The 23,744-nt window shown below is 39.2% G+C and carries 24 protein-coding genes; 5 read left to right on the forward strand and 19 right to left on the reverse strand.

The window, feature by feature from the left end; genetic code table 11:
* Position 1: 1 nt before the first annotated feature.
* From AC27JL_RS09935 to AC27JL_RS09960, 6 genes are all read right to left on the reverse strand, one after another.
* Positions 2–1,084 (reverse strand): GGDEF domain-containing protein, encoded by a 1,083-nt coding sequence (locus tag AC27JL_RS09935; protein ID WP_487195522.1) that lies wholly within the window; start codon positions 1,082–1,084, stop codon positions 2–4.
* Positions 1,085–1,312: 228 nt separating this feature from the next.
* Positions 1,313–1,774 carry a YehS family protein gene (locus tag AC27JL_RS09940; protein ID WP_487195523.1) on the reverse strand — a complete coding sequence of 154 codons (462 nt, stop codon included), beginning with the start codon at positions 1,772–1,774 and terminating at the stop codon, positions 1,313–1,315.
* Between the two features lie 106 nt (positions 1,775–1,880).
* The gene (locus tag AC27JL_RS09945; RefSeq protein WP_010557436.1) at positions 1,881–3,125 is read right to left on the reverse strand and encodes a lipoprotein-releasing ABC transporter permease subunit; all 1,245 of its coding nucleotides are present in this window, start codon (positions 3,123–3,125) and stop codon (positions 1,881–1,883) included.
* Entirely contained in the window at positions 3,115–3,813 is a 699-nt protein-coding gene (lolD, locus tag AC27JL_RS09950) for a lipoprotein-releasing ABC transporter ATP-binding protein LolD (protein WP_010557437.1), read from the reverse strand. Before lolD ends, AC27JL_RS09945 begins: the two co-directional genes overlap by 11 nt.
* On the reverse strand, positions 3,806–5,023 hold the full coding sequence (locus tag AC27JL_RS09955; RefSeq protein ID WP_138740875.1) for a lipoprotein-releasing ABC transporter permease subunit: 1,218 nt from the start codon (positions 5,021–5,023) through the stop codon (positions 3,806–3,808). Before AC27JL_RS09955 ends, lolD begins: the two co-directional genes overlap by 8 nt.
* A gap of 137 nt (positions 5,024–5,160) precedes the next feature.
* Positions 5,161–6,033: a LysR family transcriptional regulator gene (locus tag AC27JL_RS09960; protein WP_487195524.1), complete on the reverse strand. Its 873-nt coding sequence runs from the start codon at positions 6,031–6,033 to the stop codon at positions 5,161–5,163.
* Positions 6,034–6,164: 131 nt separating this feature from the next.
* Here AC27JL_RS09960 and AC27JL_RS09965 point away from each other — a divergent pair, with 131 nt between their 5' ends.
* Together AC27JL_RS09965 and fghA are read left to right on the forward strand one after the other, a co-directional pair.
* The gene (locus tag AC27JL_RS09965) at positions 6,165–7,286 is read left to right on the forward strand and encodes an S-(hydroxymethyl)glutathione dehydrogenase/class III alcohol dehydrogenase (protein WP_006794756.1); all 1,122 of its coding nucleotides are present in this window, start codon (positions 6,165–6,167) and stop codon (positions 7,284–7,286) included.
* Positions 7,287–7,354: 68 nt separating this feature from the next.
* Entirely contained in the window at positions 7,355–8,197 is an 843-nt protein-coding gene (gene fghA / locus AC27JL_RS09970) for an S-formylglutathione hydrolase (protein WP_487195525.1), read from the forward strand.
* On the opposite strand, the gene AC27JL_RS09975 is transcribed toward fghA, so the two are convergent.
* Entirely contained in the window at positions 8,151–8,528 is a 378-nt protein-coding gene (locus AC27JL_RS09975; RefSeq protein ID WP_487195526.1) for a hypothetical protein, read from the reverse strand. The two genes, fghA and AC27JL_RS09975, sit on opposite strands and share 47 nt — an antisense overlap.
* A 244-nt stretch (positions 8,529–8,772) precedes the next feature.
* Between AC27JL_RS09975 and AC27JL_RS09980 the strand changes: the two genes are divergently transcribed.
* Positions 8,773–9,189 carry an MgtC/SapB family protein gene (locus AC27JL_RS09980; RefSeq protein ID WP_487195527.1) on the forward strand — a complete coding sequence of 139 codons (417 nt, stop codon included), beginning with the start codon at positions 8,773–8,775 and terminating at the stop codon, positions 9,187–9,189.
* Between the two features lie 65 nt (positions 9,190–9,254).
* Here the strand turns inward: AC27JL_RS09980 and AC27JL_RS09985 are convergent, their stop codons facing one another.
* Together AC27JL_RS09985 and AC27JL_RS09990 are read right to left on the reverse strand one after the other, a co-directional pair.
* Entirely contained in the window at positions 9,255–10,277 is a 1,023-nt protein-coding gene (locus tag AC27JL_RS09985) for an energy transducer TonB (protein ID WP_487195528.1), read from the reverse strand.
* A gap of 163 nt (positions 10,278–10,440) precedes the next feature.
* Positions 10,441–12,348 (reverse strand): beta-ketoacyl synthase, encoded by a 1,908-nt coding sequence (locus AC27JL_RS09990; protein WP_487195529.1) that lies wholly within the window; start codon positions 12,346–12,348, stop codon positions 10,441–10,443.
* Positions 12,349–12,472: 124 nt separating this feature from the next.
* On the opposite strand from AC27JL_RS09990, the gene AC27JL_RS09995 reads away from it, so the two are divergent.
* A complete protein-coding gene (locus AC27JL_RS09995) occupies positions 12,473–13,483 on the forward strand; it encodes a GlxA family transcriptional regulator (protein WP_010557444.1) in 1,011 nt (336 codons plus the stop codon).
* A gap of 13 nt (positions 13,484–13,496) precedes the next feature.
* Here AC27JL_RS09995 and AC27JL_RS10000 read toward each other — a convergent pair whose 3' ends face one another.
* From AC27JL_RS10000 to AC27JL_RS10015, 4 genes are all read right to left on the reverse strand, one after another.
* Positions 13,497–14,525, reverse strand: a complete 1,029-nt coding sequence (locus AC27JL_RS10000; protein WP_487195530.1) for a GGDEF domain-containing protein — start codon at positions 14,523–14,525, stop codon at positions 13,497–13,499.
* A gap of 188 nt (positions 14,526–14,713) precedes the next feature.
* On the reverse strand, positions 14,714–15,226 hold the full coding sequence (locus AC27JL_RS10005) for an MgtC/SapB family protein (RefSeq protein WP_487195531.1): 513 nt from the start codon (positions 15,224–15,226) through the stop codon (positions 14,714–14,716).
* 17 nt (positions 15,227–15,243) lie between these two features.
* Positions 15,244–16,353, reverse strand: a complete 1,110-nt coding sequence (locus tag AC27JL_RS10010) for a peptidase C39 family protein (protein WP_487195532.1) — start codon at positions 16,351–16,353, stop codon at positions 15,244–15,246.
* Positions 16,354–16,357: 4 nt separating this feature from the next.
* A complete protein-coding gene (locus tag AC27JL_RS10015) occupies positions 16,358–17,752 on the reverse strand; it encodes a RimK family protein (protein WP_277054388.1) in 1,395 nt (464 codons plus the stop codon).
* A 317-nt stretch (positions 17,753–18,069) separates the two neighbouring features.
* On the opposite strand from AC27JL_RS10015, the gene AC27JL_RS10020 reads away from it, so the two are divergent.
* Positions 18,070–18,420, forward strand: coding sequence for a zinc ribbon domain-containing protein YjdM (locus tag AC27JL_RS10020; RefSeq protein WP_487195533.1), 351 nt, complete (start codon positions 18,070–18,072; stop codon positions 18,418–18,420).
* A gap of 50 nt (positions 18,421–18,470) precedes the next feature.
* On the opposite strand, the gene AC27JL_RS10025 is transcribed toward AC27JL_RS10020, so the two are convergent.
* The 6 genes from AC27JL_RS10025 to secD all read right to left on the reverse strand — a co-directional run bounded on the left by AC27JL_RS10025 (position 18,471) and on the right by secD (position 23,682).
* A complete protein-coding gene (locus AC27JL_RS10025) occupies positions 18,471–18,872 on the reverse strand; it encodes a hypothetical protein (protein WP_487195534.1) in 402 nt (133 codons plus the stop codon).
* A gap of 278 nt (positions 18,873–19,150) precedes the next feature.
* Entirely contained in the window at positions 19,151–19,399 is a 249-nt protein-coding gene (locus tag AC27JL_RS10030; RefSeq protein ID WP_487195535.1) for a hypothetical protein, read from the reverse strand.
* A gap of 252 nt (positions 19,400–19,651) precedes the next feature.
* Entirely contained in the window at positions 19,652–19,894 is a 243-nt protein-coding gene (locus tag AC27JL_RS10035; protein WP_487195597.1) for a DUF6678 family protein, read from the reverse strand.
* Between the two features lie 430 nt (positions 19,895–20,324).
* Positions 20,325–20,801, reverse strand: coding sequence for a GreA/GreB family elongation factor (locus AC27JL_RS10040; RefSeq protein WP_487195536.1), 477 nt, complete (start codon positions 20,799–20,801; stop codon positions 20,325–20,327).
* A gap of 117 nt (positions 20,802–20,918) precedes the next feature.
* A complete protein-coding gene (gene secF / locus AC27JL_RS10045) occupies positions 20,919–21,851 on the reverse strand; it encodes a protein translocase subunit SecF (RefSeq protein ID WP_487195537.1) in 933 nt (310 codons plus the stop codon).
* Positions 21,844–23,682 (reverse strand): protein translocase subunit SecD, encoded by a 1,839-nt coding sequence (secD, locus tag AC27JL_RS10050; protein ID WP_487195538.1) that lies wholly within the window; start codon positions 23,680–23,682, stop codon positions 21,844–21,846. The genes secF and secD overlap by 8 nt, the downstream gene beginning before the upstream one ends.
* Between the last annotated feature and the right edge of the window lie 62 nt (positions 23,683–23,744).

The following is a 23,744-nucleotide window of genomic DNA, read 5'->3' on the forward strand; positions in this document are numbered from 1 at the left end:
TTTATATGTAATCTTTAATTACTTTATTTTTACCTGTATTTTTTGCTTTGTACATCGCTTTATCGGCTGCAGATAGCAATGCTTTCATGTCTGGACAAAGGGCGGAAAAATCAGCTACGACAACGCCAGCAGAAACAGTTACACGTTTAAATGTTGAGTATTCGTGGCTTATCGGACTTGAGGCAAAGCGAGTAGGTAAATCGTCAAGCCAGTCTAAGTTATTTTGGTCTAAAATTTTAACTAAAATGAACTCTTCGCCGCCAAACCTGACAACGATATCTGCCTTGCAATTTCGCAATCTGCTTGCAACATCAATGAGTATGTTATCGCCATCTAAATGACCGTAATTATCGTTGTATTTTTTAAAATCATCGATGTCGATCATAGCAAGCGCTAGCGATTGCGATGGCTTAATTTGATTCATTAAGCGTTTACATTCTGAGTCAAAACTGTGTCTATTATGCAACCCTGTTAGCTGATCTATATTCGCTTTTTGTGTTTCTGATAGCTCTGCTTCATATTGTTTACGTAAAAGTATATCAAGTTGATATTGAATACACGCCATCACAATTACAATACTAATGTAAAAGTAAAGACTCCATATTATTGGCGTGGATGAAAACAAATGAACACTTAAAAGGCTTAGCCCCGTAATTGTCCATAAAATAAGTTTATGGCCTAAATGAAGCATGGGTATTGCAGAAAAGGAAGCCACTACAAGCATAGGCCCTCCCTCGTTTAAATAACCATACAACCCAACAAAGGACCAAAATAAATACCCAAATAAAACACAAAATAAAATGCCATAAGCAAAGCAACGATAATGTAAGTATTTTGCCTTTAATTTATTGTTTACATAAACCAATACAAACGACAAACAAACCATCGAAAGCCTAAGAATATTAATAACAGAGGATATAGATTGTTCATCATTCAACCACGAAAGAATAACCAAAATCGTTAAAAATAAAGCAGCTAAATACAAGGCTATATTAGCAAAGTGAACGGTGCTTTTATTAAGTTGATGCTGGAAGTCTTTTTCTTTGTCGGGTGGAAAATAAAATGTTGAGGGTATTAATTGCATTCTAAATTCCTTTTTGTATTTTCGTTACCTGGAAATAGCGAACTTAAAACGGATATGATTGTGTTTTTATGACACTTGGTTTTTAATGCACTTAGATTGGTTTAGCAAAGTTAACTTTTAAATATTATCGCTAAGTTAGATTAATTACAATCTTAGTAAACACTAATAATGACTGGCTTAAAAACGTTGTTTTTCACAACGTTTTTAAGCCAAAATAATTATTAGCAATTATTCAGGGCGGTGTTGTTGTTGTACACCGGTTAAAAATAAACGAAGTATTTGATCGTTACACACCCGATAATGCTTGTTGTCTACTTTACGAGAAAGCGCACTTAATTCGTGTTTGCTTAAATCAAAATCAACCAATGCAAGCGTAGCTATTACATCTTCAGCCTTCATGTTTAAAGCAATGCGTAACTTCATAAAAATAATATTATTATTGAGCTTACTCTCTGGTATTGGCTGTACACCCTCGCGTTTACCTCGTTTGGTATTAATAAACCCGTTCAAAAAGGTTGCAAACTCAGTGTCTGAAATTTTAACAAACTCTTGCTCGCCCTCTTTTGTTAACCACGCAATGACTTGCTCTGTTGTTACTGTAGCCTCTGCCGCAGCAAAAATGTCAACCACGGCAGTATCGGTTAAATTAAAGGTATAGCGAAGACGGCGTAAAATATCGTTATTTGTCAAAGTGATTTCCTGAGTAAGGTTTTAAATAGATAAGCATTAGCGCCCACTATTAAATGAGCGCGTAGTTTAGCAGCTTTACAAACCCGCCCCTATTGTTTTAGTAAGGTTAATTACCCAGCACCTTTGCCGGATCGACTCGCGTAGCCTGCCATGCGGGATAAATAGTCGCAAAAATAGCAAGTACGAATGTTGCAATTACTGTAATGCCGATGTCTTCTAGCACAAGCTTACTAGGTAAAAATTCTATAAAATAAACCCCTTCAAGCGGATTAGCACCCATTAGCTGGCTCAGCCAAGCAAATAATTCACTTATGTTTAATGCTAATACAACACCAATGAACGAGCCAAGTAAGACACCCACAAACGCTTGCGTTAATCCCTGCATTACAAAGGTTGCTAAAATAGTGCTGTCTTTAGCGCCCATTGTTTTTAAAATTGCGATATTGCCTTCTTTTTCACGCACTTCCATGACAAGAGAAGACACAATATTAAAACTCGCAACAGCAATAATTAAAAACACAACAATATAAACAATGGTACGAACCATTTGTATATCTTGATATAAGCTACCTTGTGTTCTAAACCAACTAGAAATATAGACATAATCGCTAATGGTTTGCCCTACATTAAGCGCTATTTGATGCGCTGAAAACACATCATCAACACTTAACCTTAAACCTGTAACTTGGGTTTCGTCGTAGCCAAGTGTTTGCTGCGCTTTGCTCAAATGTATAAAAGCGGCCGTGCTGTCAATTGGGCCGCCCATTTCAATAACACCTGCAAGGCTCAGGGTAACGCGTTTAGGTGCTAATAACTGACCACCTGCTTGCCCAACCTGAGGAATTAGCAAAGTAATATTGTCGCCCACTTTTGCGTCAAGTTGCTTTACTATTTGTTGGCCTAAAATAACCTCTTCAGAGGATAATTGGCTCACTAATTTACCTGTTCCAAACTGGTTAACTGCAGAAACATTGCCCTCATAAGAAGGGCTAACACCGCGTATTTCGACCGCTTTTAATTGGCTTTTATACTGCGCCATACCATTAACCGCGATAAATGGGGCTGCTCCCGTTACATGCGGCTGACTTTCTATATTAGCTACTTTTAGCTGCCAATTAGCAATAGGTCTGCTTGGTGCAACATATTCAACCTGAGGTACTACGCTTAGTAAACGATGGACTAATTGTTGTTCAAAGCCATTAATTACTGAAAGGGCAACAATTAAAACAGCGACCCCCAATAAAATACCTATAGTAGACGCTTTAGCTATAAAACTAACAAACCCGTTTTTTTCGTCTTTATGACCTGAGTATGCTCTAAAACGTTTACTTAAAAATGCACTAAGCAACATATTGTGACTCTTTTACCGATAGTTTACCGTCATCTAAGTAAGCTATTTTACCTAGCTTATCAGCAAGCTCTAAATCATGAGTTACCACTACAAAGCTCGTGTTTAAACTCTGGTTTAGCTCATTTATTAAATCATAAATTTTAATCGCATTTTGCTTGTCTAAATTACCTGTTGGCTCATCAGCAAGAACCAACGCAGGTTTAGTAACCAAAGCACGGGCAATAGCAACTCGTTGACGCTCTCCTCCTGAAAGTGCAGAAGGTTTATGATCACTACGATGTGCAAGACCCACTTTTTCAAGCATGTCGAGCGCCTGTACTTTTGCTTCTTTTGCCGTTAAGCCTTTTATTAGCAAAGGCATTGCTACATTTTCTACAGCACTAAACTCCATCAATAAATGGTGAAACTGATAAATAAAACCTAAATTTTGGTTTCTAAAAGCCGCTTGTTCAGTTCGAGATAACTTAGCAACTTCTTGATTTTTAATTTTAGCAACACCTGCAGTGGCAGTATCAAGCGTACCGAGTATATGCAAAAGCGTACTTTTACCAGAACCAGAACTACCTACAATAGCAAGCATTTCACCTTGCTGTAGCGCTAAATCCACGCCCTTTAGCACTTCAACTTGGTTGTTGCCATCTTGGTATACTTTGCTTAAATTTTCACAACTAATTACTAAATTATTCATAACGCAACACCTCTGCTGGTTTTACTTTTGCGGCTTTGCGCGCAGGATATAAGGTAGCTAAAAAGCTCATAGCAATACTGGCAAACGCAATTATCACTAAACTAAGCACATCAAATTTCACAGGTAGTTCAATGCCAGCAAGTAGACTAAGGCCAACTAATTCAAGAAGCTCATTTATGTATAAACTCAGTAGCACCCCAAAAAAAGCGCCAATTAATGTTCCAATAACGCCATTGTAAAGACCTTGAACCATAAATACTTTTTGCACCTGCGATGGTGTAAGCCCAAGTGTTTGAAGTATCGCAACTTCCCCTTGCTTTTCACTCACCATCATTGTTAAGGCAGATACAATATTAAACACAGCCACCAGCACAATAAGTGCAAGTAACATGGACATGATCCGCTTTTCCATTGCTACTGCGGCAAATAACGTGCCTTGGCTGCTTCGCCAATCTGAATAGTTGTAACCTTTTAATATAAGTTGGCTTGCGTCCGTAAATTCGTCCAATTCAAAGGGTTCAAAAAGTGACACACTTAAATTTGGGGCAACATTTTTATTTAACTTTAAAACACGCTGAAGCGATGGCCCACTCGTGAAAGCAAGTGCCATGTCTATTTCAGAGCCCGTTTCGTATATTGCTGCAACTTTAAATAAACGCTGGCTAGGCACACGCCCCAAAGGCGTATAAGTAGATGCATTTGGCATGATCACACGAAGTTTATCACCTAAACCAACACCTAACTTCCGACTCAAATAGCGGCTTATAGCAATGTTATAATTACTATTAAGTACTGTTTGCCAATTGCCTTGTACTATTTTCTCAGTAACTTTGTATAACGCACCGTTATTGTCATATAAACCTTGCAGTAATACACCGTGAAGATCTTTATTGGTTTGCAAAATAGCTTCGCCTTGGCGATACAAATTAACATGTTTCACATAAGACGATTTAGTAAGAGCTGCCTTTAAACTCGTTATTTGCTCTGGGGTGTGCTGATCAGATTTAACTTCAATGTGCGGAATAAGGCCAAGCATATTAGTTTTTAAGCTATGCTCAAACCCATTCATTACACTGCTTACAGTAAATAAAGCCATTAAACCAATAGCAATACCGGCAATAGAAAAAAAAGAAATAAACGATATAAACGCATTCCCTTTTGAGGAGCGGCTGTATCTAAGTCCTATAAATAAGCTAACCGGTTGAAACATATAATTTAAAACATTTATGCTAAAAGTGTGGGGTTATAGTAGCACGAAGTTAGCACAATTGAATATGACCATAAATGTAAGAAATAATTTATAAATCTGAGACTTGGATGATTTTTCAGCAATTTATTTAGTGCAATTTATTCTTTAAGCCCAGCAACTAAATAGTCGAGTAATACACGTACATTGGTGGCTACAAACTGACGTGGTGGATAAACCCCCCACACACCTTCTTGCTTGGGTTGGTAAGACGTTAAAATAGGCACTAACTCACCACTATTAAGCTCATTGTCTATGTAGTAATCAGGAAGTTGCACAATACCTAAGCCTTTTTTAGCACCATCAACAAGTGCCCAACCACTATTGCAATGTAATCTGCCAGCAATTTTAATGTGTTTTTCACGCTCATTTTCGTTTACACGCCAATAACTACTATTCCCTACTAAACACTGGTGGTTATGTAACTCACCTAAGGTATGTGGCTCACCAAAGCGACTTAAATAAGCAGGCGATGCACACATAATAAAGCGCCGTTCACTTAACCGTCGCGCTTTTAAGCTCGAATCTTTTAAATGGCCTAACCTTATTGCTAAATCAAACCCGCCTTCAAGTAAATCTTCTTGTTCGTTACTTAGGTTTGCAATAACTTCAACATCGGGGTGATCGTGCATAAAATTGTGCACAATAGGCATAATAAAAGTTTCGCCGAACATTACCGGGGCTGTTAGTTTAATTTTACCTTTTGGGGTTGTTTGATGTGAGGCAAGGCCCTGCGTAGCATCGTCCATTGCATGCTGTAAGTGCTTTATTTGATGTAAAAATATCTCACCTTCTTTGGTGAGAACAACTTTTCGTGTGGTGCGCGTTAAAAGCTGGGTATTTAAACGTTGCTCAAGGGCGGTTACATGACGGCTAATATGCGCAACCGAAAGGCCCAATATCCTAGCTGCAGCAGTAAAGCTTCCTTCCTCACCGACTGCTATAAATTCGTCAATCCCATCCCAACGCGCCATTATTACCATACTGTAAAAGTGTTTTAATAAATAAGAGATTATCATTATATGAGAAACAAATACAATAGTCCCATCACCCAAACAAAATGGGTCTACAATTGATATTAAATAACACTACTAAGGATAAACACATGTCTGATTTTATTAAATCAAAAGCGGCGATTGCTTGGGGCCCTAACCAACCTTTAAGCGTTGAAGAAGTTGATGTAATGATGCCTAAAAAAGGCGAAGTAATGGTAAAAATTACTGCTACTGGTGTTTGTCATACCGATGCATTTACATTATCAGGTGAAGATCCAGAAGGTATATTCCCAGCTATTTTAGGCCATGAAGGCGCAGGTGTTGTTTATGCAGTTGGCGAAGGTGTAACGAGTGTTGAAGTGGGGGATCATGTAATTCCACTTTACACCGCTGAATGTGGCGAGTGTAAAATGTGTACATCAGGCAAAACTAACCTTTGCTCTGCAGTACGCGAAACACAAGGTAAAGGCCTAATGCCAGACGGCACAACGCGCTTTTTTAAAGACGGCCAACCAATTTATCACTATATGGGTACGTCTACATTTTCTGAGTACACAGTACTTCCAGAAATTTCACTCGCCAAAGTAAACAAAGAAGCCTCTTTAGAAGAAATTTGTTTATTAGGGTGTGGTGTTACAACCGGTATGGGTGCTGTAACTAACACTGCTAAAGTAAAAGAAGGCGATACAGTCGCTATATTCGGCCTTGGCGGCATTGGTTTATCAGCCATTATTGGTGCAAAAATGGCGGGCGCGAGTCGTATTATTGGTGTAGACATTAACACCAGTAAATTTGACCTTGCCACTAAACTTGGCGCAACCGATTTAATAAACCCTAAAGATTTCGACAAGCCAATTCAAGAAGTAATTGTTGAAATGACTGACGGCGGCGTTGATTACTCATTTGAATGTATTGGTAACGTTGATGTAATGCGCTCTGCCCTTGAATGTTGCCATAAAGGCTGGGGGGAATCGGTAATTATTGGTGTAGCCGGTGCTGGCCAAGAAATTTCAACTCGTCCTTTCCAGCTTGTTACCGGTCGTGTATGGCGTGGTAGCGCATTTGGTGGCGTTAAAGGTCGCTCGCAACTTCCTGAAATAGTTGAGCGCTACATGGCAGGCGAATTTGCACTAAACGACTTTATTACTCATACAATGAGCCTTGAAGAAATTAACGACGCATTTGATTTAATGCACGAAGGCAAGAGTATTCGTACAGTAATTCATTACTAATAAGCACTTAGTAAACGACTTGATAAAAAGCCGTAAAACTTGAACGTTTGCGGCTTTTAAGGATTATTATGTTAGAGAATATCTCAAGTACAAAAGTAGCCGGTGGTTGGCATAAACAATACGCTCACGCTGCAACAAGTACCCATTGCACAATGCGTTTTGCGGTATTTTTACCACCAGGTGCAAGTGAAACAAACAAAGTCCCTGTGCTTTATTGGCTATCGGGTTTAACCTGTACTGACGAAAACTTTATGCAAAAAGCGGGCGCGTTTAAAAAAGCTGCTGAGCTGGGTATTGCAATAGTGGCACCGGATACAAGCCCGCGTGGCGATAACGTACCCAATGAAGATAGTTATGACTTTGCTCAAGGTGCTGGCTTTTATGTTAATGCTACTCAAGCACCTTACAATACACATTTTAATATGTACGACTATGTAGTTAATGAGCTACCAGCACTTATTGAACAGCATTTTCCGGTAACAAGTACAAAAGCTATTAGTGGTCATTCTATGGGTGGGCACGGTGCTTTAATGGTTGCTCTTAAAAACCCACAAGCCTATGTAAGTACCTCTGCTTTTAGCCCAATAGTTAACCCAATCAATTGCCCATGGGGCACAAAAGCGTTTAACGGTTATTTAGGCACTGACAAAGAGCTCTGGGCTCAATACGATACGTGTGAGTTGATGAAACTAGCAAAGCAGGACGATTACCTACCTATGCTAGTATCGCAGGGTGATGCCGATGGCTTTTTAGAGGAGCAACTTAAACCACAAAACCTAGTGGCTATCGCTCACGATAAGAGTTACCCGATAACGCTTGAAATGCAAGAAGGTTACGATCATAGTTACTTCTTTATAAGTAGTTTTATTGACCAACACTTATTATTTCATAGTCAGTTTTTAACTGCGTAGCCTCGTTAGTGTGTAGTTCTGGCTTATTTAGTTCTACACACTCTTTTAAACTTTTACTCACCTTCCTACACACTTGGCGTTGTTGCTTATTTTCCACACTGACAAAGTCGACTAATGCAGAATCAATTATTAAACCTAATTTTGTAAAAGAAAACCCTTCTCTATCTTTTGGAATGGCTTTAAATGGATCTTTGTAAGGGTCTGAACGAGCTTTGCTATTCATATTTTGATTTAATTTTTCGTTATTTTGAGCATGACCATCTATTAAAACTCCAGCCACCGTGCAACCACTTAAGTACACACTTATTAATAGTGTTAGTAATAGCTTCATAGTCCCCTCCTCTAAAAGCATGTATTTATACTATACGTTTATAAAATTAAGACTGTAAAAAGTTGTAAAACCAATTTAAATACATGTGTAAACACATTAAGTAAAAGTGATAAACCAATGTGTACATTTTACTAAATATGCTCTAAATCAACCTAAAATAAAAAACAACACATTGATTTTAAATGTTTTTATATTTGGCGTGGCAATTGCTTTTGTAAGTTAAATTTTTTAATAGAGAATCGCAATGGAATTTGATTTACAGTGGAATGAAATCTTAGATAACTTAATTCATTTAGGTATTGCCTACGCCCTAGCCTTGCCAATGGCCTACGATAGAGAGCGAAGTAAAGACGGCGCTGGACTAAGAACATTTCCGTTAGTAGCAGTTGCATCGTGTGGGTATGCACTTATAGCCATGTCGGTACTAGACTCATCTGAAGCACAATCTAAAATGTTACAAGGAATTATAACCGGGATCGGATTTATAGGCGGTGGTGCAATTTTGAAAAATAATGAGTCAACATCAGGTACTGCGACAGCAGCGAGCATATGGAATATGGGATTAATTGGTATTGCTGTAGCAAATAACCGATATGAAGTAGCCATTTTACTAGCTATTATTAACTTTATAACGCTCAGGTATGTAAAAAAATTGAAGTAATATAGCTTAAAAGTAAAAACCCCATCGTTATATATGGGGTTTTAAATAAAAATATTTTTTGGTCTTTACAAAAAAGCATTACCACTTTGTTTTAGCGTTACTGTTTGTGCTTGCGCACTTTTAATTAATAACCCGCAACGTAAATCATCTTTAGAAATGACAATTTTATCAATAGCGCTTGTGTTGTAATTTACCACTTTATTTTCACAGCGCAGCTGAACCTTGCTTAGTGGCATTGTTGATTCAAGCAGTACCTCACTTTTAGACAGTAAAGGCATGACAGCTTGATCTGTCTCAATAGCTATTTGTTGGTTTATATCGCCTGATTTTTTATAAATATCATTAACTTGAGCTAGCAACTGCTGCTTGTTTTCATCTGTAAAAACAAAGGCTTTAATATTTCCTAGGGCATCAATTGCATCATAAGCGCGCACATAGTCCTGTTTAGATATAAACCATTGCAAGGCATTTTTTACCACTCGCACTTTAATCTGATCTGGTAAATTATCTCTAAATAAAAATGCATTATTAATATGTTTATCAAAGCCAATCCAATCTTGGGTAAAGTAGCTATGCTGACTTTTTAGCCATGAAAGTAATACTATTTCAACAGTATTTTTAGCATGGTCGCGTTCTAGCTCTATTATTTTACTTTGCGCATCATCTAATTTTTTTTCATTAATTAAATTACTTGCCGTTTCATAATCATTAAAAAAGCCATGCGTTGCTTTGTCGTTAGTGTACCCCAAGTGCAGGTTTTGAGAAGTCACTGTAATAAGCTTTGCACTAGGCACAGCTTTACCATCGACCCGAGCACTCTTGTAATTTAGTTTTGACACATACTCAACAACTTCTCTTTTGTATTTGTCTTGCCCGATAGATGCAACAATTTCAATATCACTAACCTGACCGCTTTCATTCACAACATAACTACTTAAATTTAAGCCTTCAAAGCGTGACACACGAGAAGATGTATTTGTTTGTTTATTGTAGTTGTCCTTAACAACTTCAGCTGGCACAAAATCTGCCATTACTGGCACACAAGTTAACGCAGGTAATATAGAAAGAGCTATAGAGAGTTTTTTCATTTGATTATCCATCCTAGAACGCAAAGTAGCTATTATAGAAACAAACATTATAAAAAGATGCAAGCTTATATTTATAACTAACCAAAATTTAACTATAGACTAATAAACTCATAAATATAAAAAAGGCGCTTTATTAAGCGCCTTGGGTTTCAAGTATGTGTGCTTAAAACATATCTTGATAGGAGTTGGTTGTATTAAACGAAATTGCTTTATCAAAACCGGGAAGCTCTATTCCGTCCTCGCCAATTACAATGTCGTTATCGTCAATGGCGCCATCACCAAAACGGTATACTAATTCGTACTTACCAAGGTCAGCTTGCGCTTTATAGGTATTTTGCGCAGCAACAACGGATGTGTTTTTATCAGCGTAATCACTCATCGCTTTTTCACCATGGCGTTTAGCAAGCATTTGTAGTGTTACTTTAGCGCTTAGTACAGTAGCTGTGGCGTTATTACCGCCAAAACCTTTTGAGTTTATAAAGGCTATGTCCATGTCGCCACAATCGTAATGGTAGTTACGTATATCTAAGTGATCTGCATGAACATCGTCGGCCACTTTATCTATGGTAGTAATACCCGGCATAATATTATGGCTAAATACCCCCAGCGCAATAGCAAGCTGATCGCCACTTGCGGGGGCTATTGTATGACCAACATAGGCTTTTGGCGCCGTCACTTTCCAGCTATCAATGGCAAACGTTTGTGCCACTTTATGGTAAATAAGAGATTCTGTTACTCTATTTTGCGGTGTGCTAGAACCATGCGCTAAAATAAAGCTGCGCTTTTGTAACGCCTCTTTGCCTAATAAGCTTGTTGCCAATGCCGCAGATTTAGCCATTGTAATGTAGTTACCCGGACCCGGTGAGGTGATTGATTTTTTAATACCATCGGCATTTACAAATACATCAGGTACTGAGCCCATAATATCTGCACCAAGCTCAAGTGCTAATGCATCATCCATTAAAATAGTGACTTGTGCGCCTTCACCTAATGTAAAACCACAGTTTTCACCGAATGGGCGGCTGCTTTTACGATAATTTGGCTCTTGTTCACTGCTTAAATTATCTAAACGGCGCAGGCCTTCAACATTAGCAAGGGCGCTCATATTACCAAAGCCTTCTACTACTTCAGGCGTAATAGCGCATTCAACACTTGCTACCACCGCAACACGGGTGCGCCCTGCTTGAATATCGTTTACTGCAGCGCGTAAGTTATATAAAAATGTGGCACATGCACCCGAGGTAGAAAACGTAGTACCTACATTACCTGTAACGTAGGCGTTTATAAAATCAGTCGACATCGTGTTTAAGCCAAGTGCTAATTGCTTTGTACTAACACGATCGCCTTGCTGGCGTGCTTTAACTAAACCACCCAATCCATTATCGTCCATTTGGCCAATAACCGAGGCTGAATAAGTGCCAATTTTATCTGGTTCTACGCTATTCATTATGCGTTGCCAATCAAGGCCAGTTGACTTAATAGCATCGTTTGCAGCAAATATGGTGGCTTGCAAACCGCGTGGCTGATAACGGCTGTTATACATAATTGATGGATCAAACCCGGTAGGAAACTGCCCCGCCGATTTAATTGGGTTATCACGTGTAGAATCAAGCTTTACATCTAGCTCTGCCGCTATAGTCACTTTTACCTTTTTACCTTCAAGCTCTTGTACTTTCCAACTGGCAGGTACTGGACTTGGTAAATCGCGTGCGCGAGTTTCAAATACAATCGCGTTTTCATCAGATGTCTTTAATGTCATTTTTTGCTGCCAAGGCGTGGCATCTGCATCAAAATGTTCTTTTTCAATTTTACGAATAAGTGTGCCAGCAATAATTTGCTCACCAAAGCGTGCTTCTATGTCGCTTTGCTCAACATTATTGCCGTTTGTGTCTTGTAATTGACCATCAACAACGCGTACTAAGTTCATTAATGTGGCGAGGCCTAAAAATGTTTCACTACGATCTTGTGCGTTTAATGCGTCTAACACGATACGGCGGTAACCTTGATGAAAAGAAGTACGGCCAGCGGCGTTAATACCACCCATGCCTACTATTACGGGTAATGCTGTCATAATTAACCTTTAAAACGTGTTATAGGAGAAGCAAACAGTTTAATTGGATTAACCACAGCACTTTGTGCTTTAATAGCCAAATATTCAGCATTAAAGGCCAAAAAGTACTGGTCGGAGCATTCGCATGCATAAAAAATCAGTAAACCCAGCGTTAAATATTGCCATAGCAGTGTACCCGCATTTACTTATTACCAGTTTAACACTGCCTATTGAAATGCTAAGAGCCGGCGAAGCCTACGCAAAAGGCCACTTAGACCAAACTGACTTTAGACCGCTTAGTATAAATTTAATTGCTAAAAGTAATGAGCCAATAAAAAACCGTACTGGCCTTGCTATAGTCCCGGATTGCACTACTGCTAACGCACCGTATAACGATTTAATTATAGTCCCCGGCATATGGCGAAATCCTCGCCCTGTAGTACGTACTAATAAAGAAGTGGTTGAATGGCTACAAGAAAGCTTTGAAACTGGCAGCCATATAATTGGTGTAGGCACGGGTAATTGCCTAGTTGCAGAAGCGGGTTTACTTGATGGGCACCCTGCAACAACTCATTGGCATTACGCAAAACAATTTAGCCATGACTACCCGTTAGTGCGCTTAAAGCCCGACTTTTTTATAACCCAGTCTGAGCGCATGTATACGGTAGCAAGCTTAAATGCTCTTGCCGATGTGATCGTACATATTATTAGCCAATACTACGGCAAAGCCGCTGCGCAGCACGTAGAACGTAACTTTTCACACGAAGTACGTAAACCATACGAAGATCAGCGCTACCTTGAAGGCGCGGTTGACCGCCACCCAGATGAACTCATAGCGCAAATTCAGTTTTGGCTTAAAACTAATTTAGCCAGCGAGTTAAACTTACAAGAAGTAGCCGCCCAATTTAGTTTGAGCTACCGTACATTTACACGACGCTTTAAGCTTGCAACTAATCAAAGCCCTATAGAATATTGGCAGCAATTACGGGTTGAAAGTGCTAAAGAGTTATTAGCTTCATCTAATTTAACAATACAAGAAGTGGCACTTGAGGTCGGCTATAACGACCAAGGCCATTTAACCCGCGTGTTTAAAAAAGTACTTAGCCAAACGCCAAGCGAGTACAGAAAAGTGGTTAGAAGAAAGCTATTTGGCTAACAAATAAGCTTTTTTAATTACCTAATATTGAATTATTTATACTACAAACAGCACAATTTCTTCCGTTATTTTTTGCTATGTATAAATAACCGTCAGCTGCTTTAAGTATTTTAGATAAATCAACATACGAATCAGTAACCAGTTCTTCCAAACCAATACTTATTGTAATTTTTAAACAGTTTTTCTCATAAGTAAACTTATGACTTTCAACCGTTTTAATTAAACACTTTGCTAAGTCATAAGCAGCTTGCTGATCAGCATTTATAACAACAACAAATTCCTCACCGCCCATTCTAAATACATTATCTTCTTTAAATTGTTCTACAAATAAGTCAGTTAGTTGCGTTAAAACAGCATCACCTGCGTCGTGCCCATATTTATCGTTCACTTTTTTAAAAAAATCAATATCAATAAGTGCTACGCATACAGGCTCATCAATAACTGTTTGTTTACTAAAGCGGCTTTGTAATGCACGTCTATTAAACGCTTTTGTTAATGGATCTCTAAGTGCCAAATTTAAAATTGTTTCTTGGTTAGAATATCTCATCGCTTCATAAATATGCGAAACGGTCCATATAGTCATATACGAAAGGCCTAAGTTAACAATTAAGTGCAAACTATTAGCACCACCTAAACTGAGGAAAGAATATAAAGGAATTACCGACGCAAACAGTAAGCAAAAGCTACTTATAAGCCCGTGTTTTTTACCAAATAACAAATACGCCAAAATGGGAAATGTACAAATCCAATGCGTTATACCCTCATCTGTTTTTAAAATATAAACAGCTAAAAATACAACAAAGAAATAAGCATAGGCTACCGCCCATCTATGCCAAACCTTTGAGGCAGATATACACGTTTTGTAATACGTGTAAAAACAAAACACAGCGAGTAAAACTTCTATCGCTCCTAATATGTAAACCTTCGAAATAATTATATTTACATAAGCTACAACAAGCGCAACTAGCGCTATTATTAAACTCATTCCTTGAAGAACTTTTGTTCTTACCTCTTGTGTTTTATCGAATGAATGACGGTTCATAAAATCCTTTTAAATTACTAACTATTTGTTCATAAATATATTTATTAATATTAGATTAGATATATGTAAATTAACAGCACGCATATGATTAGAGTTCAATCGAAAAGTTATCCGCTGAATAATAGGCCAGTAATAATTTTAAAAACACAATGTATATTTAAGTCATTCTAAAACAAAACGCCACTAAATTAGTGGCGTTCTATGTCGTTAAAGTCTTTTCGGTAGTAACGTTTTTGATAATTTTTTACTTTAGTGTGTACCCCTTTGCTTAGGCTTTTAAATTTTGCCTCCAGTACATCTACACCGTATAAAATACCAACCACCAGCACTGAAAGTTTAATGGCAGCGCCTAAATTGTCGGTAGCTATCATTACGCCAATTGAGGCAAGTACCCAAATGGTTGCAGCAGATGTTACCCCTACCACAGCGCCGTCTTTTGCAAGCATTACGCCTGCGCCTAAAAAACCAATGCCTGTAATTATTTGCCCCACTACACGCGAATGATCAATCACATCACCTTGTAAGTTAAACGCGGTCGATAAAAACAAATACGTGCCCAGCGTTATTAAAGCTGAGGTACGAATACCTACAGGTTTACCGCGTAACTGGCGCTCTAACCCAATTATTGCACCGCAAAAAGCGGCGGTACCAATGGCCGCCCACGAATATGGGGCTACATCAATTAAATCTAAAAAAGTCACTCTTTACATTAAACCCATTAATTATTAGCAATGGCCACTGCGGTTCTTAAACGTTGGCTACCAAATGCTGACATTTTACTAAAATCACTGCGCGCTATAGGCACGTACTGGCAATCTATTGCGAGTTGTTTGTCGCTTCCTTGCTCACAAAATGGGTCGTGAACATACACGCAGTGCTCATCAAGGTGGGTAACGCAAACCCAATGAGGTGATTTTTTACCATCAAAACTGTATGTGCTAATTAATAACAGCACACTAAAGCCTTGGCTTAACCACTGTTCAATATGCTCAAGCTCAACATCTTTATGCACAAGCGGTATATTTGCTTGCGCCATACCATCCACAAATTGTTGGTGTACTGTTGTAAGTACCACTTTTTTGTTCTCATTGCGTACGCCATCTAAAAACAAAGGCTCTGTGGTATTAACCATTACCTCGCTTTTAAAGCCGCGTTTGTTTGCCGCCAACGCTAAACCAAACGGATGGCAACCACCGTGTCCTGAGGTCATAAAAATGGTGGTGCCTTCACGCCAAAGTGCCAGCTCATGCGATTGGCTAAGCTCAGTTGTTGGATCAAGTGCCCCCATTGCCATTAATAACGCAGCAGGCCCACAAGTAAACTCGGTAGTTTGCTGATACCACGGCGTTAACCGCGCCAATTTAAGCTCACGCGTTTGGCGAATATTTTTTTGCATTCGTAGTGCATCGCTGTGATCGTCATAATAATCGCTATATTGACCAAACACTCTGTAACCCAAGCTTTTGTATAGCCCTATCGCACTTTCGTTATTTACGGCTACTTCTAATCGTAAGTAAAGTCGCCCGCGCTCACACGTTTCTTTTTCAAGGCTTGTAAGCAGTGCTTTTGCAATGCCCTTACCTTGCATTGTGGGTTTTACAGCAAGCGAATATAAACGCGCCAAACGTGTGCCTTTATGGCACCACACCAGCCCATAGCCGCACACTTGCTCGCCATTATCGGCAATTAGCAAAATACCGTGCTTAGCATTTAACCAGCGTTTTAAGCTACGCGGGCTCAATTTATCGTTATTAAAGCACGCGTTTTCAAGGTCTATTAGTGCGGTTAAATCACTGCTAAGTGCTTTTCGAATAACAAGCTTGCTCATGTTATTAACCACGGCCTCGCGCTTCTAAGCGTTGTTTAAATTCATCCATAATGATCATGTATAGTTCGTCGCCTAAATAGCCATCTTCTACTTTGTGATCAATACTTGGATTGTCATTTACTTCAAGCACATATGCTTTGCCCTGATGCTCTTTAACATCTACGCCATATAATCCTTTACCCACTGTTTTACAGGCCTTTAAAGCGGCATCTAATACGGCTTTTGGTAACTCAAAGGTAGGTAGCGTTTCAAAGCCACCAGAGAAAAACCGTTTAGCATCGTGATTATAAATTTGCCAATGGTTACGTGCCATTAAGTAGCGGCACGCATAAATAGCGCGGCCATTTAATACACCTACTCGCCAATCGTATTCTGTGTACATGTATTCTTGTGCAAGTACCAATGCGCTATATTCAAACAGCTCGGTTAGTTTAGCTTCAAGCTCACTGCGGTTTGCAACTTTAAATACACCTTTTGAGAACGACCCTTCAGGCATTTTTAAAACCAGCGGATAGGTAAACGCTTCTTCTAGCTGCTCAAGCGTTTGCGCTGATTGATCAGCCACTACAACCGTTTTTAAACTGGGCACTTTTTGGTAATTAAACGCATCGTGTAAATACACTTTATTACAACAACGTAAAATAGATTCAGCATCATCTATTACCACTAAACCTAGGCTTTGCGCTTTGCTTGCAAGGCGATACGTTGGATGGTCAATCGCTGTAGTTTGGCGAATAAATAACGCATCAAACTGGGCAATATTGTCTATTTCATCAAAACTGAGTGCTTGTGCATTAATACCATGTTTAGCCGCTGCTTTTATAAAACGGGTAATGGCATCTTTATCACTCGGTGGAACTTTTTCGTTATGATCAACCAGTATTGCCATATCCCATCTAAAACGGCGCTGCACATTTCCAATGCGCCACTGTGTTTGGGTAAACGTATTTAGTTTTGCTACAAAATTGCTATATTGCTCCTCGTTTAAAGAGCTTAGCGAACCTTGCTGTAACAAACCTTGCTCATCTACAAATAAAATTGGCGCTGGGTATTGTTTAAATACCGATTTAGCCGCTTTACTTTGTAATTCGTTTAGCGCATTACCAAAGTAAATTTCGCCATCAATTTGACCCACATTTAACATAGGTGCGTGGCCGCCTCGAAGCGCGTTTATTGTTTTTACACTTGGTAATACTTGGTGCTTACGAGCCTCTGCAAGCAATGAGCAATAGTAACCCTTACTCAAGTATTGGCTTGAGTCGCATAAATTAATAATGCGGGTTTTAGGTTCATTATGTTTTGGGTAATCACGCAAGTAACTATTAAACGTAATCACATTTTCGAAAGATTGAGCAAGTGTTTGCTCATTGTTATCAACCACTATTAAGGTTTTAAACACTACTTTTCCTAGTTATACCAATCGGTAGTAAGCCAAATATAAATGCGTGCGATCTTTAAATTATCGCACTATAAATAGAAACACCCATCGTACTAAGTGGGCATTGCGCGTATCACTTAATCCGATGGGTGCTTTAACAAATACCTACTGTAAGTGTTAGCGCCTAAATTGCTTAGGCGACATCTGCTTTATATGCCCTTTTTAAAAACCACACAAACGAGATATTTTTAGCGTAAAGATAAAAAATATTGATTAACTATATTTTCCTATTAATGCAGATTAAAATACGCAAAATTACTATTTTATGAGCGTTATAAATGTCACACCCAGCCTGCCCACAGTGCCAATCTGAATATGTTTACGAAGACCAGCAACTGCTTATTTGCCCTGAATGCGCCTATGAATGGAACCCAAATAACACAGGCAATGAAGACGCAATTTTAGTTAAAGATGCCAACGGCACCTTACTTACTGATGGCGATAAAGTAACCGTAGCCAAAGATTTAAAAATTAAAGGCAGCTCACAAGTTATTAAAATTGGCACCAAAGCGATTGTTAGGCGTGTGCTTGATAAAAAAGATCACGAGCTAGATTGTAAAGTAGATGGTATTGGCGAAATGATGGTAACAGCAAAGTTTGTGAAAAAAGCTAACTCGTCGGTCGGATAAAGGGCGAAGCCATCCTGCATGTCTCGCCAAAACGATCGAAATAATTGATTTTATTCAGTTATTGGTGAGCATTCGTAAACAACCGCTAAACCCAAGTCTATATGAGCAACAATATAGCCATATTCCTTCTTTGACAGTTTGCCGGTTTTATACAGCTCTTTTGCCGACTTATGGTTCCATGATTCACCACATTTTGGCTCTGGAATTTGAAGATCTAGGGTAAGTAGATATTCCTTTTCTTTATCTATGGAATACCCTTTTTTAACAGAGCTTTTCGCGCAGAGGCTAAGTGCATATTCAACCGCAAACTTATCTTCGCTTGGTAAGCCAACAAATTCAACATCACACCCTAAAACACGTTCGCCAGAGGCCTTCGTGTAATAAAGCTTTCCTGTAGTGCAAGCTGATAATAAAAAGAGCATCGCGTATATTGATAAAAATCTATGAATCAAAGTACTTCCTTATTTACTATTGTCAAGCTCTGCAGGCATTCGAAGCTTAGCGAAAATTGGTTCGCTCAAACTATTTATTTAGAATGACACCCATCTTAATTTCAAAATTTAGGTAGGTGTCCAATTAATTATGTTTCTAAAAATGAGTAATTCTTCAGCCTCATCACTAAGCTAAGGGGCAGATGCACAATCCGAGAATAGCGGAGCCGCATTATGTTTTTGTCCCTGCAGCCCGCGCAGCGTTTTACGACTTAAGTGCTTTGTTATATGCGTGCACATTAAAACCTTGTTCTTGTTGAAGGGTCTGTCAGTACCATTATTTTAAACTGCTGAATGGCTTCTTTTGAATCACTAAAACTTAGGATGTCGAGCTTTAAACCTCTTTCATAATAGAAGATTTCAAAAATACCTTTCGATTCTAGTATGCAATACCCTTCATAATTAGGTAGCGTTCCTACGGCATAAGTGCTTTTGAGAACTTTTTTTCTTGCCAAATACTTTTTAAGAGCAATCAACTCATCATTCATATTAAAGCCATATATCTTTTCAATAAGTGGATCGACATGTGGGGCATAATGGCGAAGCCACCCCGCGTGATGCGCCCCAGCGAACGAAGTGAGTGCTTTTGTTGGGTTATTATGTGACCTATATGTATTCAACGTACTGACTCATTGGAACGTAACCGTATATTTTGAAGGCACTCTCACTTTTAGAGCCTGGTAGATTAATTTGCTTTAAAATACCTAAGATGATTTCATATTGAGCGGTGCTATCAATCTTTAATTCGACCCATTCAATTGAATTGAATTGAAGCCACCTTCCCTGAAATGATAAAACCAATCACCGTTCCATGGAGATAAATACCCAGTAGCAAGGTCTTTAGTCCTCCACAGTGGAGAAGACACCTTAAGCGAGTACATTTCGGAACACAACTCTTCCCACTTAGTATTATTCATTACGCTGAGCATCGGGTGTCCTTGGGCACATAACTTTTTATAATGTAGCGTATTAAAAAAGAGCATGCCAAATAAATCCGTAGAGCACAAAAATCCCACATGCTTGTAAATACGGTGTTTTGCTTTCGCTTCCACTTCTCGAAGTCATGTAGCCAAAGTGTGTTACTAGCATAGCCATCACTAAAAGTAGAAGATAAAAAACATCCCTGGTTGATAAATTTTAGGTGATGGTTCAGATGCATGTATAAAGATAGAGAGCACATAAGTAAAGAAAAAACTGAAATGATAGGTAATTAGGAAAAGTTCTTAAGACCATGACTAGTATATTCTGCATTGTGAATGTCCATATCCTTCAAGCTACATAACAACCTATTGAACACCATTTTGATGGTTTATAACACACCAAATCAGCGCATATAACATACTTCAATAATTCCACTAAATAAGTTTAATGTAAACATGTAATTACCTATACATCAAAGTTGGTTCTGCTATTTTATAAAATTTCTACTACCTCGTATTCGTGGTTTTTGCCTGTAATGGTTAGGCTTACTTCATCATCAAGTTGTTTGCCTAAGAGCTGTTTACCCAGTGGGGCTTCAGGAGTAACAACTTGAATAGTTTGCCCTTTAACTTTAACCGTTAACCCGCCTGCGGCTGGGCCTAAATAAAACCATTTTTGTAGGGCGTTTTCGTCTTCTAGGCAAACGAGTGAACTTATAATCACTTTATTGTGAGTAGGCTCTTTAAAAATGGCTTCAAATTGTTTAATGCTTTTGTAGCAATCGTTTACACGCTCAGCTTGCCCTTGTGCTAAATAAGCGGCTTCGAGTCCTAGGGTATCGTACTGCGTTTCTGCAACGCTTTCTTCGTGAGTTGCGGCGTCGTGCGCGGCTTTTGCTGCTTGTTTTGCGCTGTTTAATTGTGCTTCAAGTGCAAATTTAAGGTGTTCTATTACGTGGGATTTATTCATGAAAGGCGCTAATAACCAATACGGTAAACTATGTGATTAATTTTACCGTTATAAGGCGCTTAAAACCATTATTTTAAGCGCCAGTGTTTTAATGCAGATTTTTAAAAGCATTTATTGCTAGGGCATATCGAGCAACGCTTGTGTTTCTGCATCTTGTTTTTCTTCGTAATTTTTAGCACTTAACCCTAAAAGCTCGGGTAACGTGGCGGCAATACAAATAGATGAGAACGTACCTACTACAATGCCGGTAAATAGCGCGATGGCAAAGCCTTGTAATGGCGCGCCCGCGAGGAGCCAAACACTTGCAACTGTAGCAAGCGTGGTGCCCGATGTAATAAGCGTACGTGTTAAGGTACTTTTTATGGCGTTGTTAATAATACTTGCCGGGCTAAGCGCATTATTAGATTTAACACGTAAAAGCTCGCGTACTCTATCGCCTACTATTATAGAGTCGTTAAGTGAATAACCTATAATGGCCAGCAAACTGGCAAGTACGGTTAAATTAAACTCAATACTTAATAGCGAAAATAGCCCCAGTACGAGTAGTAAATCATGCACTAGCGCAACCACTGAGCCTACGGCTAAACGCCATTCAAACCGCACCGCTAAATAAAGCATTACTGCAACCATAGCTGAAAATAGTGCTAAACAACCTTGTTCAAACAGTTCATCACCTACTTGTGAGCCAATATACGCTGATGATAAAACCTCGGCGTTAATGTCTGCATTTTGTGTAATGGCGCTTTGCCAATCATTGCTGTTTGCTGTTGAATCGCTAGGCGCTTCGCGTAGTTGAAAATGGCTATTACCTTGTGCGGTTAGTTCAAACTCGCCATTGTGATTTTTAGTAATAAATGATTGAAGCTCTTTTAGCTCAACACCTTGGCTGGTGGTAAATTCTGTTAGGTAACCACCGGTAAAGTCGAGTCCAAAATTAAGCCCTTTTTGACTAAGCGTAAATACCGATAGCAGTACAAGTATGACGCTCAAAAGCATGCCCGAAAAACGCAGACGTGTACCCGCCTCGCCCTTTAAAAAAGTGTTAAGCATGTGCATTTACTCCTGCTTTTTTAGCCAATTTTAAATATAACGTTTGGCTTAGTACTTTTGATACGTACACGCCAGTAAATACTGAAGTAATCAATCCAAGTGCCAATGTTATGGCAAAGCCTTTAACTGGGCCGTAACCTATTCCATACAATATAAGCGCGGTAATCATGGTGGTTATATTGGCATCAAATATTGTATTTGCTGCTTGTTTATAACCCTCCTGAATTGCTTGGTATGGCGTACGCCCTTTACGGCGCTCTTCTTTAATTCGCTCAAATATAATAACATTGGTATCTACCGCCATACCAATGGTGAGTACCAGCCCGGCAATACCCGGAAGTGTTAATACAACCCCCGGTAATAAAGACATTAGCCCCACAAGCGACGTTAAATTTAATAACAGCGCTACGTTTGCAATAAGCCCTAAGCGGCGATACCACATTGCCATAAAGGCAAGTGTAATACCCATTCCCAGCATCAATGCGGCCAAGCCGTTAGTTATATTTTCTTGACCTAGGCTTGGGCCAATTGTTTGCTCGTGCACAATCGTAACCGGTGCAGTTAGCGAGCCTGCGCGTAATAATAGCGCTAGGTCGGCCGCTGCTTGTTGGCTTTTCATATTGGTAATACTAAAACGTGAACTTAAATGCTGTGCAATATTAGCCACGTTTATAACTTCACTTTTTTTAACGGTTTCACCGCTTGCGTTTTGAGAGTACTCAGAGTAAACCGTGGCCATAGGCTTACCAATATTAGCTTTTGAAAAAGCCGACATGGCATCGCCGCCTTGCCCATCTAGGCTAAGTTGAACCAGTGGCTTACCCCAGTCGTCGCGGCCTATGTTTGCATTATTAATGTGATCGCCTGTAAAAATTGGCACAGGATCAAGTTTGATTGTTCCACCAGACTGCATATCAAATGTTTGCCCACCCACTTCTTTTAACTGATAAAACCCAAGTGAAGCAGTCGCGCCTATAATGCGCTTTGCCTCTGTTGGGTCTTGCACGCCAGGCAGTTCTATGCGAATACGCTGTGTGCCCTGGCGCTGTGTTACGGCTTCAGTAATACCTAATTCTTCAATGCGCGAGCGAAGCGTAGTAAGCGTTTGGCTCATTACTTCTTTATTAAATTTGCTACGCCCTTGCTCTGAGTAGCTAAACTTGGCGTTTTTAACATTGCCGTTATTGGTTGTTGTAACCGCTAAATTAGCAAAGCGACTTTGTAGCTCATCAATCACTGGTGTAAGTTTTTGCACCGCATTAGGCAGCGCGTTAATTTCAAAGCCGTGCCCTGTTTGCAGCACTTTAAGGCCGTGCGCTTTTTGCTTAACAATAATTGATTTAGCTTGCTGATACGCACTGGCTAATTGCTCATCAACGGCTTTATCTAAATCTACGTCGAGTACAAATAACACACCGCCGTTTAAATCTAGTCCCAATTTTATTGGCGATAAACCAAATTCTTGCAGCCAAATTGGGCTTGTTGCATGCTCTACAATTTTAACTTGCGTGTTTGGGTACTGCGCCTTTATGGCTGCCTGCGCTTGTGCGCTTTTAGTTGGCTCGTTTAATAAAATATTTATAGTTGATTGCTTATCAAGGCCCTGTTCAACGTCTAAGCCTTGGTTATTTAAAAAAGTAACTAAGGCTTGAGTGCTTGGCATGGCTTGGGTTTCGCTATGTGGCGCGCTATTTACATGCAACCACGATTTATTAGGGTATAAGTTGGGTAAAGCGCTAATAGCTAATAAAATCAGCACAATAAGCATGGCTATATAGCTTAATTTAAATTTAGCCATAAATGGCTTTTGATCTTTTTTTACACTTAACATGTTTTTTCCTTATTGCCAGTAAATTACTGGCAACGTACTTTTTAAAAGCACAATTAATCTCA

The sequence above is a fragment of the Pseudoalteromonas sp. 4NS20-0020 genome (assembly GCF_057554385.1).

Excerpts from the sequence above, each read along its gene's own strand:
- AC27JL_RS10040 (WP_487195536.1), bottom strand. The coding sequence starts at position 20,801 with ATGAATAAATCCCACGTAATAGAACACCTTAAATTTGCACTTGAAGCA.
- AC27JL_RS09990 (WP_487195529.1), bottom strand. The coding sequence starts at position 12,348 with ATGACAGCATTACCCGTAATAGTAGGCATGGGTGGTATTAACGCCGCT.
- AC27JL_RS10000 (WP_487195530.1), bottom strand. The coding sequence starts at position 14,525 with ATGAACCGTCATTCATTCGATAAAACACAAGAGGTAAGAACAAAAGTT.
- AC27JL_RS10035 (WP_487195597.1), bottom strand. The coding sequence starts at position 19,894 with ATGCTCTTTTTTAATACGCTACATTATAAAAAGTTATGTGCCCAAGGA.
- lolD (WP_010557437.1), bottom strand. The coding sequence starts at position 3,813 with ATGAATAATTTAGTAATTAGTTGTGAAAATTTAAGCAAAGTATACCAA.
- secF (WP_487195537.1), bottom strand. The coding sequence starts at position 21,851 with ATGCTTAACACTTTTTTAAAGGGCGAGGCGGGTACACGTCTGCGTTTT.
- AC27JL_RS09965 (WP_006794756.1), top strand. The coding sequence starts at position 6,165 with ATGTCTGATTTTATTAAATCAAAAGCGGCGATTGCTTGGGGCCCTAAC.
- AC27JL_RS09945 (WP_010557436.1), bottom strand. The coding sequence starts at position 3,125 with ATGTTGCTTAGTGCATTTTTAAGTAAACGTTTTAGAGCATACTCAGGT.
- fghA (WP_487195525.1), top strand. The coding sequence starts at position 7,355 with ATGTTAGAGAATATCTCAAGTACAAAAGTAGCCGGTGGTTGGCATAAA.
- AC27JL_RS09935 (WP_487195522.1), bottom strand. The coding sequence starts at position 1,084 with ATGCAATTAATACCCTCAACATTTTATTTTCCACCCGACAAAGAAAAA.
- AC27JL_RS10010 (WP_487195532.1), bottom strand. The coding sequence starts at position 16,353 with ATGAGCAAGCTTGTTATTCGAAAAGCACTTAGCAGTGATTTAACCGCA.
- AC27JL_RS09980 (WP_487195527.1), top strand. The coding sequence starts at position 8,773 with ATGGAATTTGATTTACAGTGGAATGAAATCTTAGATAACTTAATTCAT.
- AC27JL_RS09985 (WP_487195528.1), bottom strand. The coding sequence starts at position 10,277 with ATGAAAAAACTCTCTATAGCTCTTTCTATATTACCTGCGTTAACTTGT.
- AC27JL_RS09960 (WP_487195524.1), bottom strand. The coding sequence starts at position 6,033 with ATGGCGCGTTGGGATGGGATTGACGAATTTATAGCAGTCGGTGAGGAA.
- AC27JL_RS10020 (WP_487195533.1), top strand. The coding sequence starts at position 18,070 with ATGTCACACCCAGCCTGCCCACAGTGCCAATCTGAATATGTTTACGAA.
- AC27JL_RS10030 (WP_487195535.1), bottom strand. The coding sequence starts at position 19,399 with ATGAATGATGAGTTGATTGCTCTTAAAAAGTATTTGGCAAGAAAAAAA.
- AC27JL_RS09975 (WP_487195526.1), bottom strand. The coding sequence starts at position 8,528 with ATGAAGCTATTACTAACACTATTAATAAGTGTGTACTTAAGTGGTTGC.
- AC27JL_RS09955 (WP_138740875.1), bottom strand. The coding sequence starts at position 5,023 with ATGTTTCAACCGGTTAGCTTATTTATAGGACTTAGATACAGCCGCTCC.
- AC27JL_RS09995 (WP_010557444.1), top strand. The coding sequence starts at position 12,473 with ATGCATAAAAAATCAGTAAACCCAGCGTTAAATATTGCCATAGCAGTG.
- secD (WP_487195538.1), bottom strand. The coding sequence starts at position 23,682 with ATGTTAAGTGTAAAAAAAGATCAAAAGCCATTTATGGCTAAATTTAAA.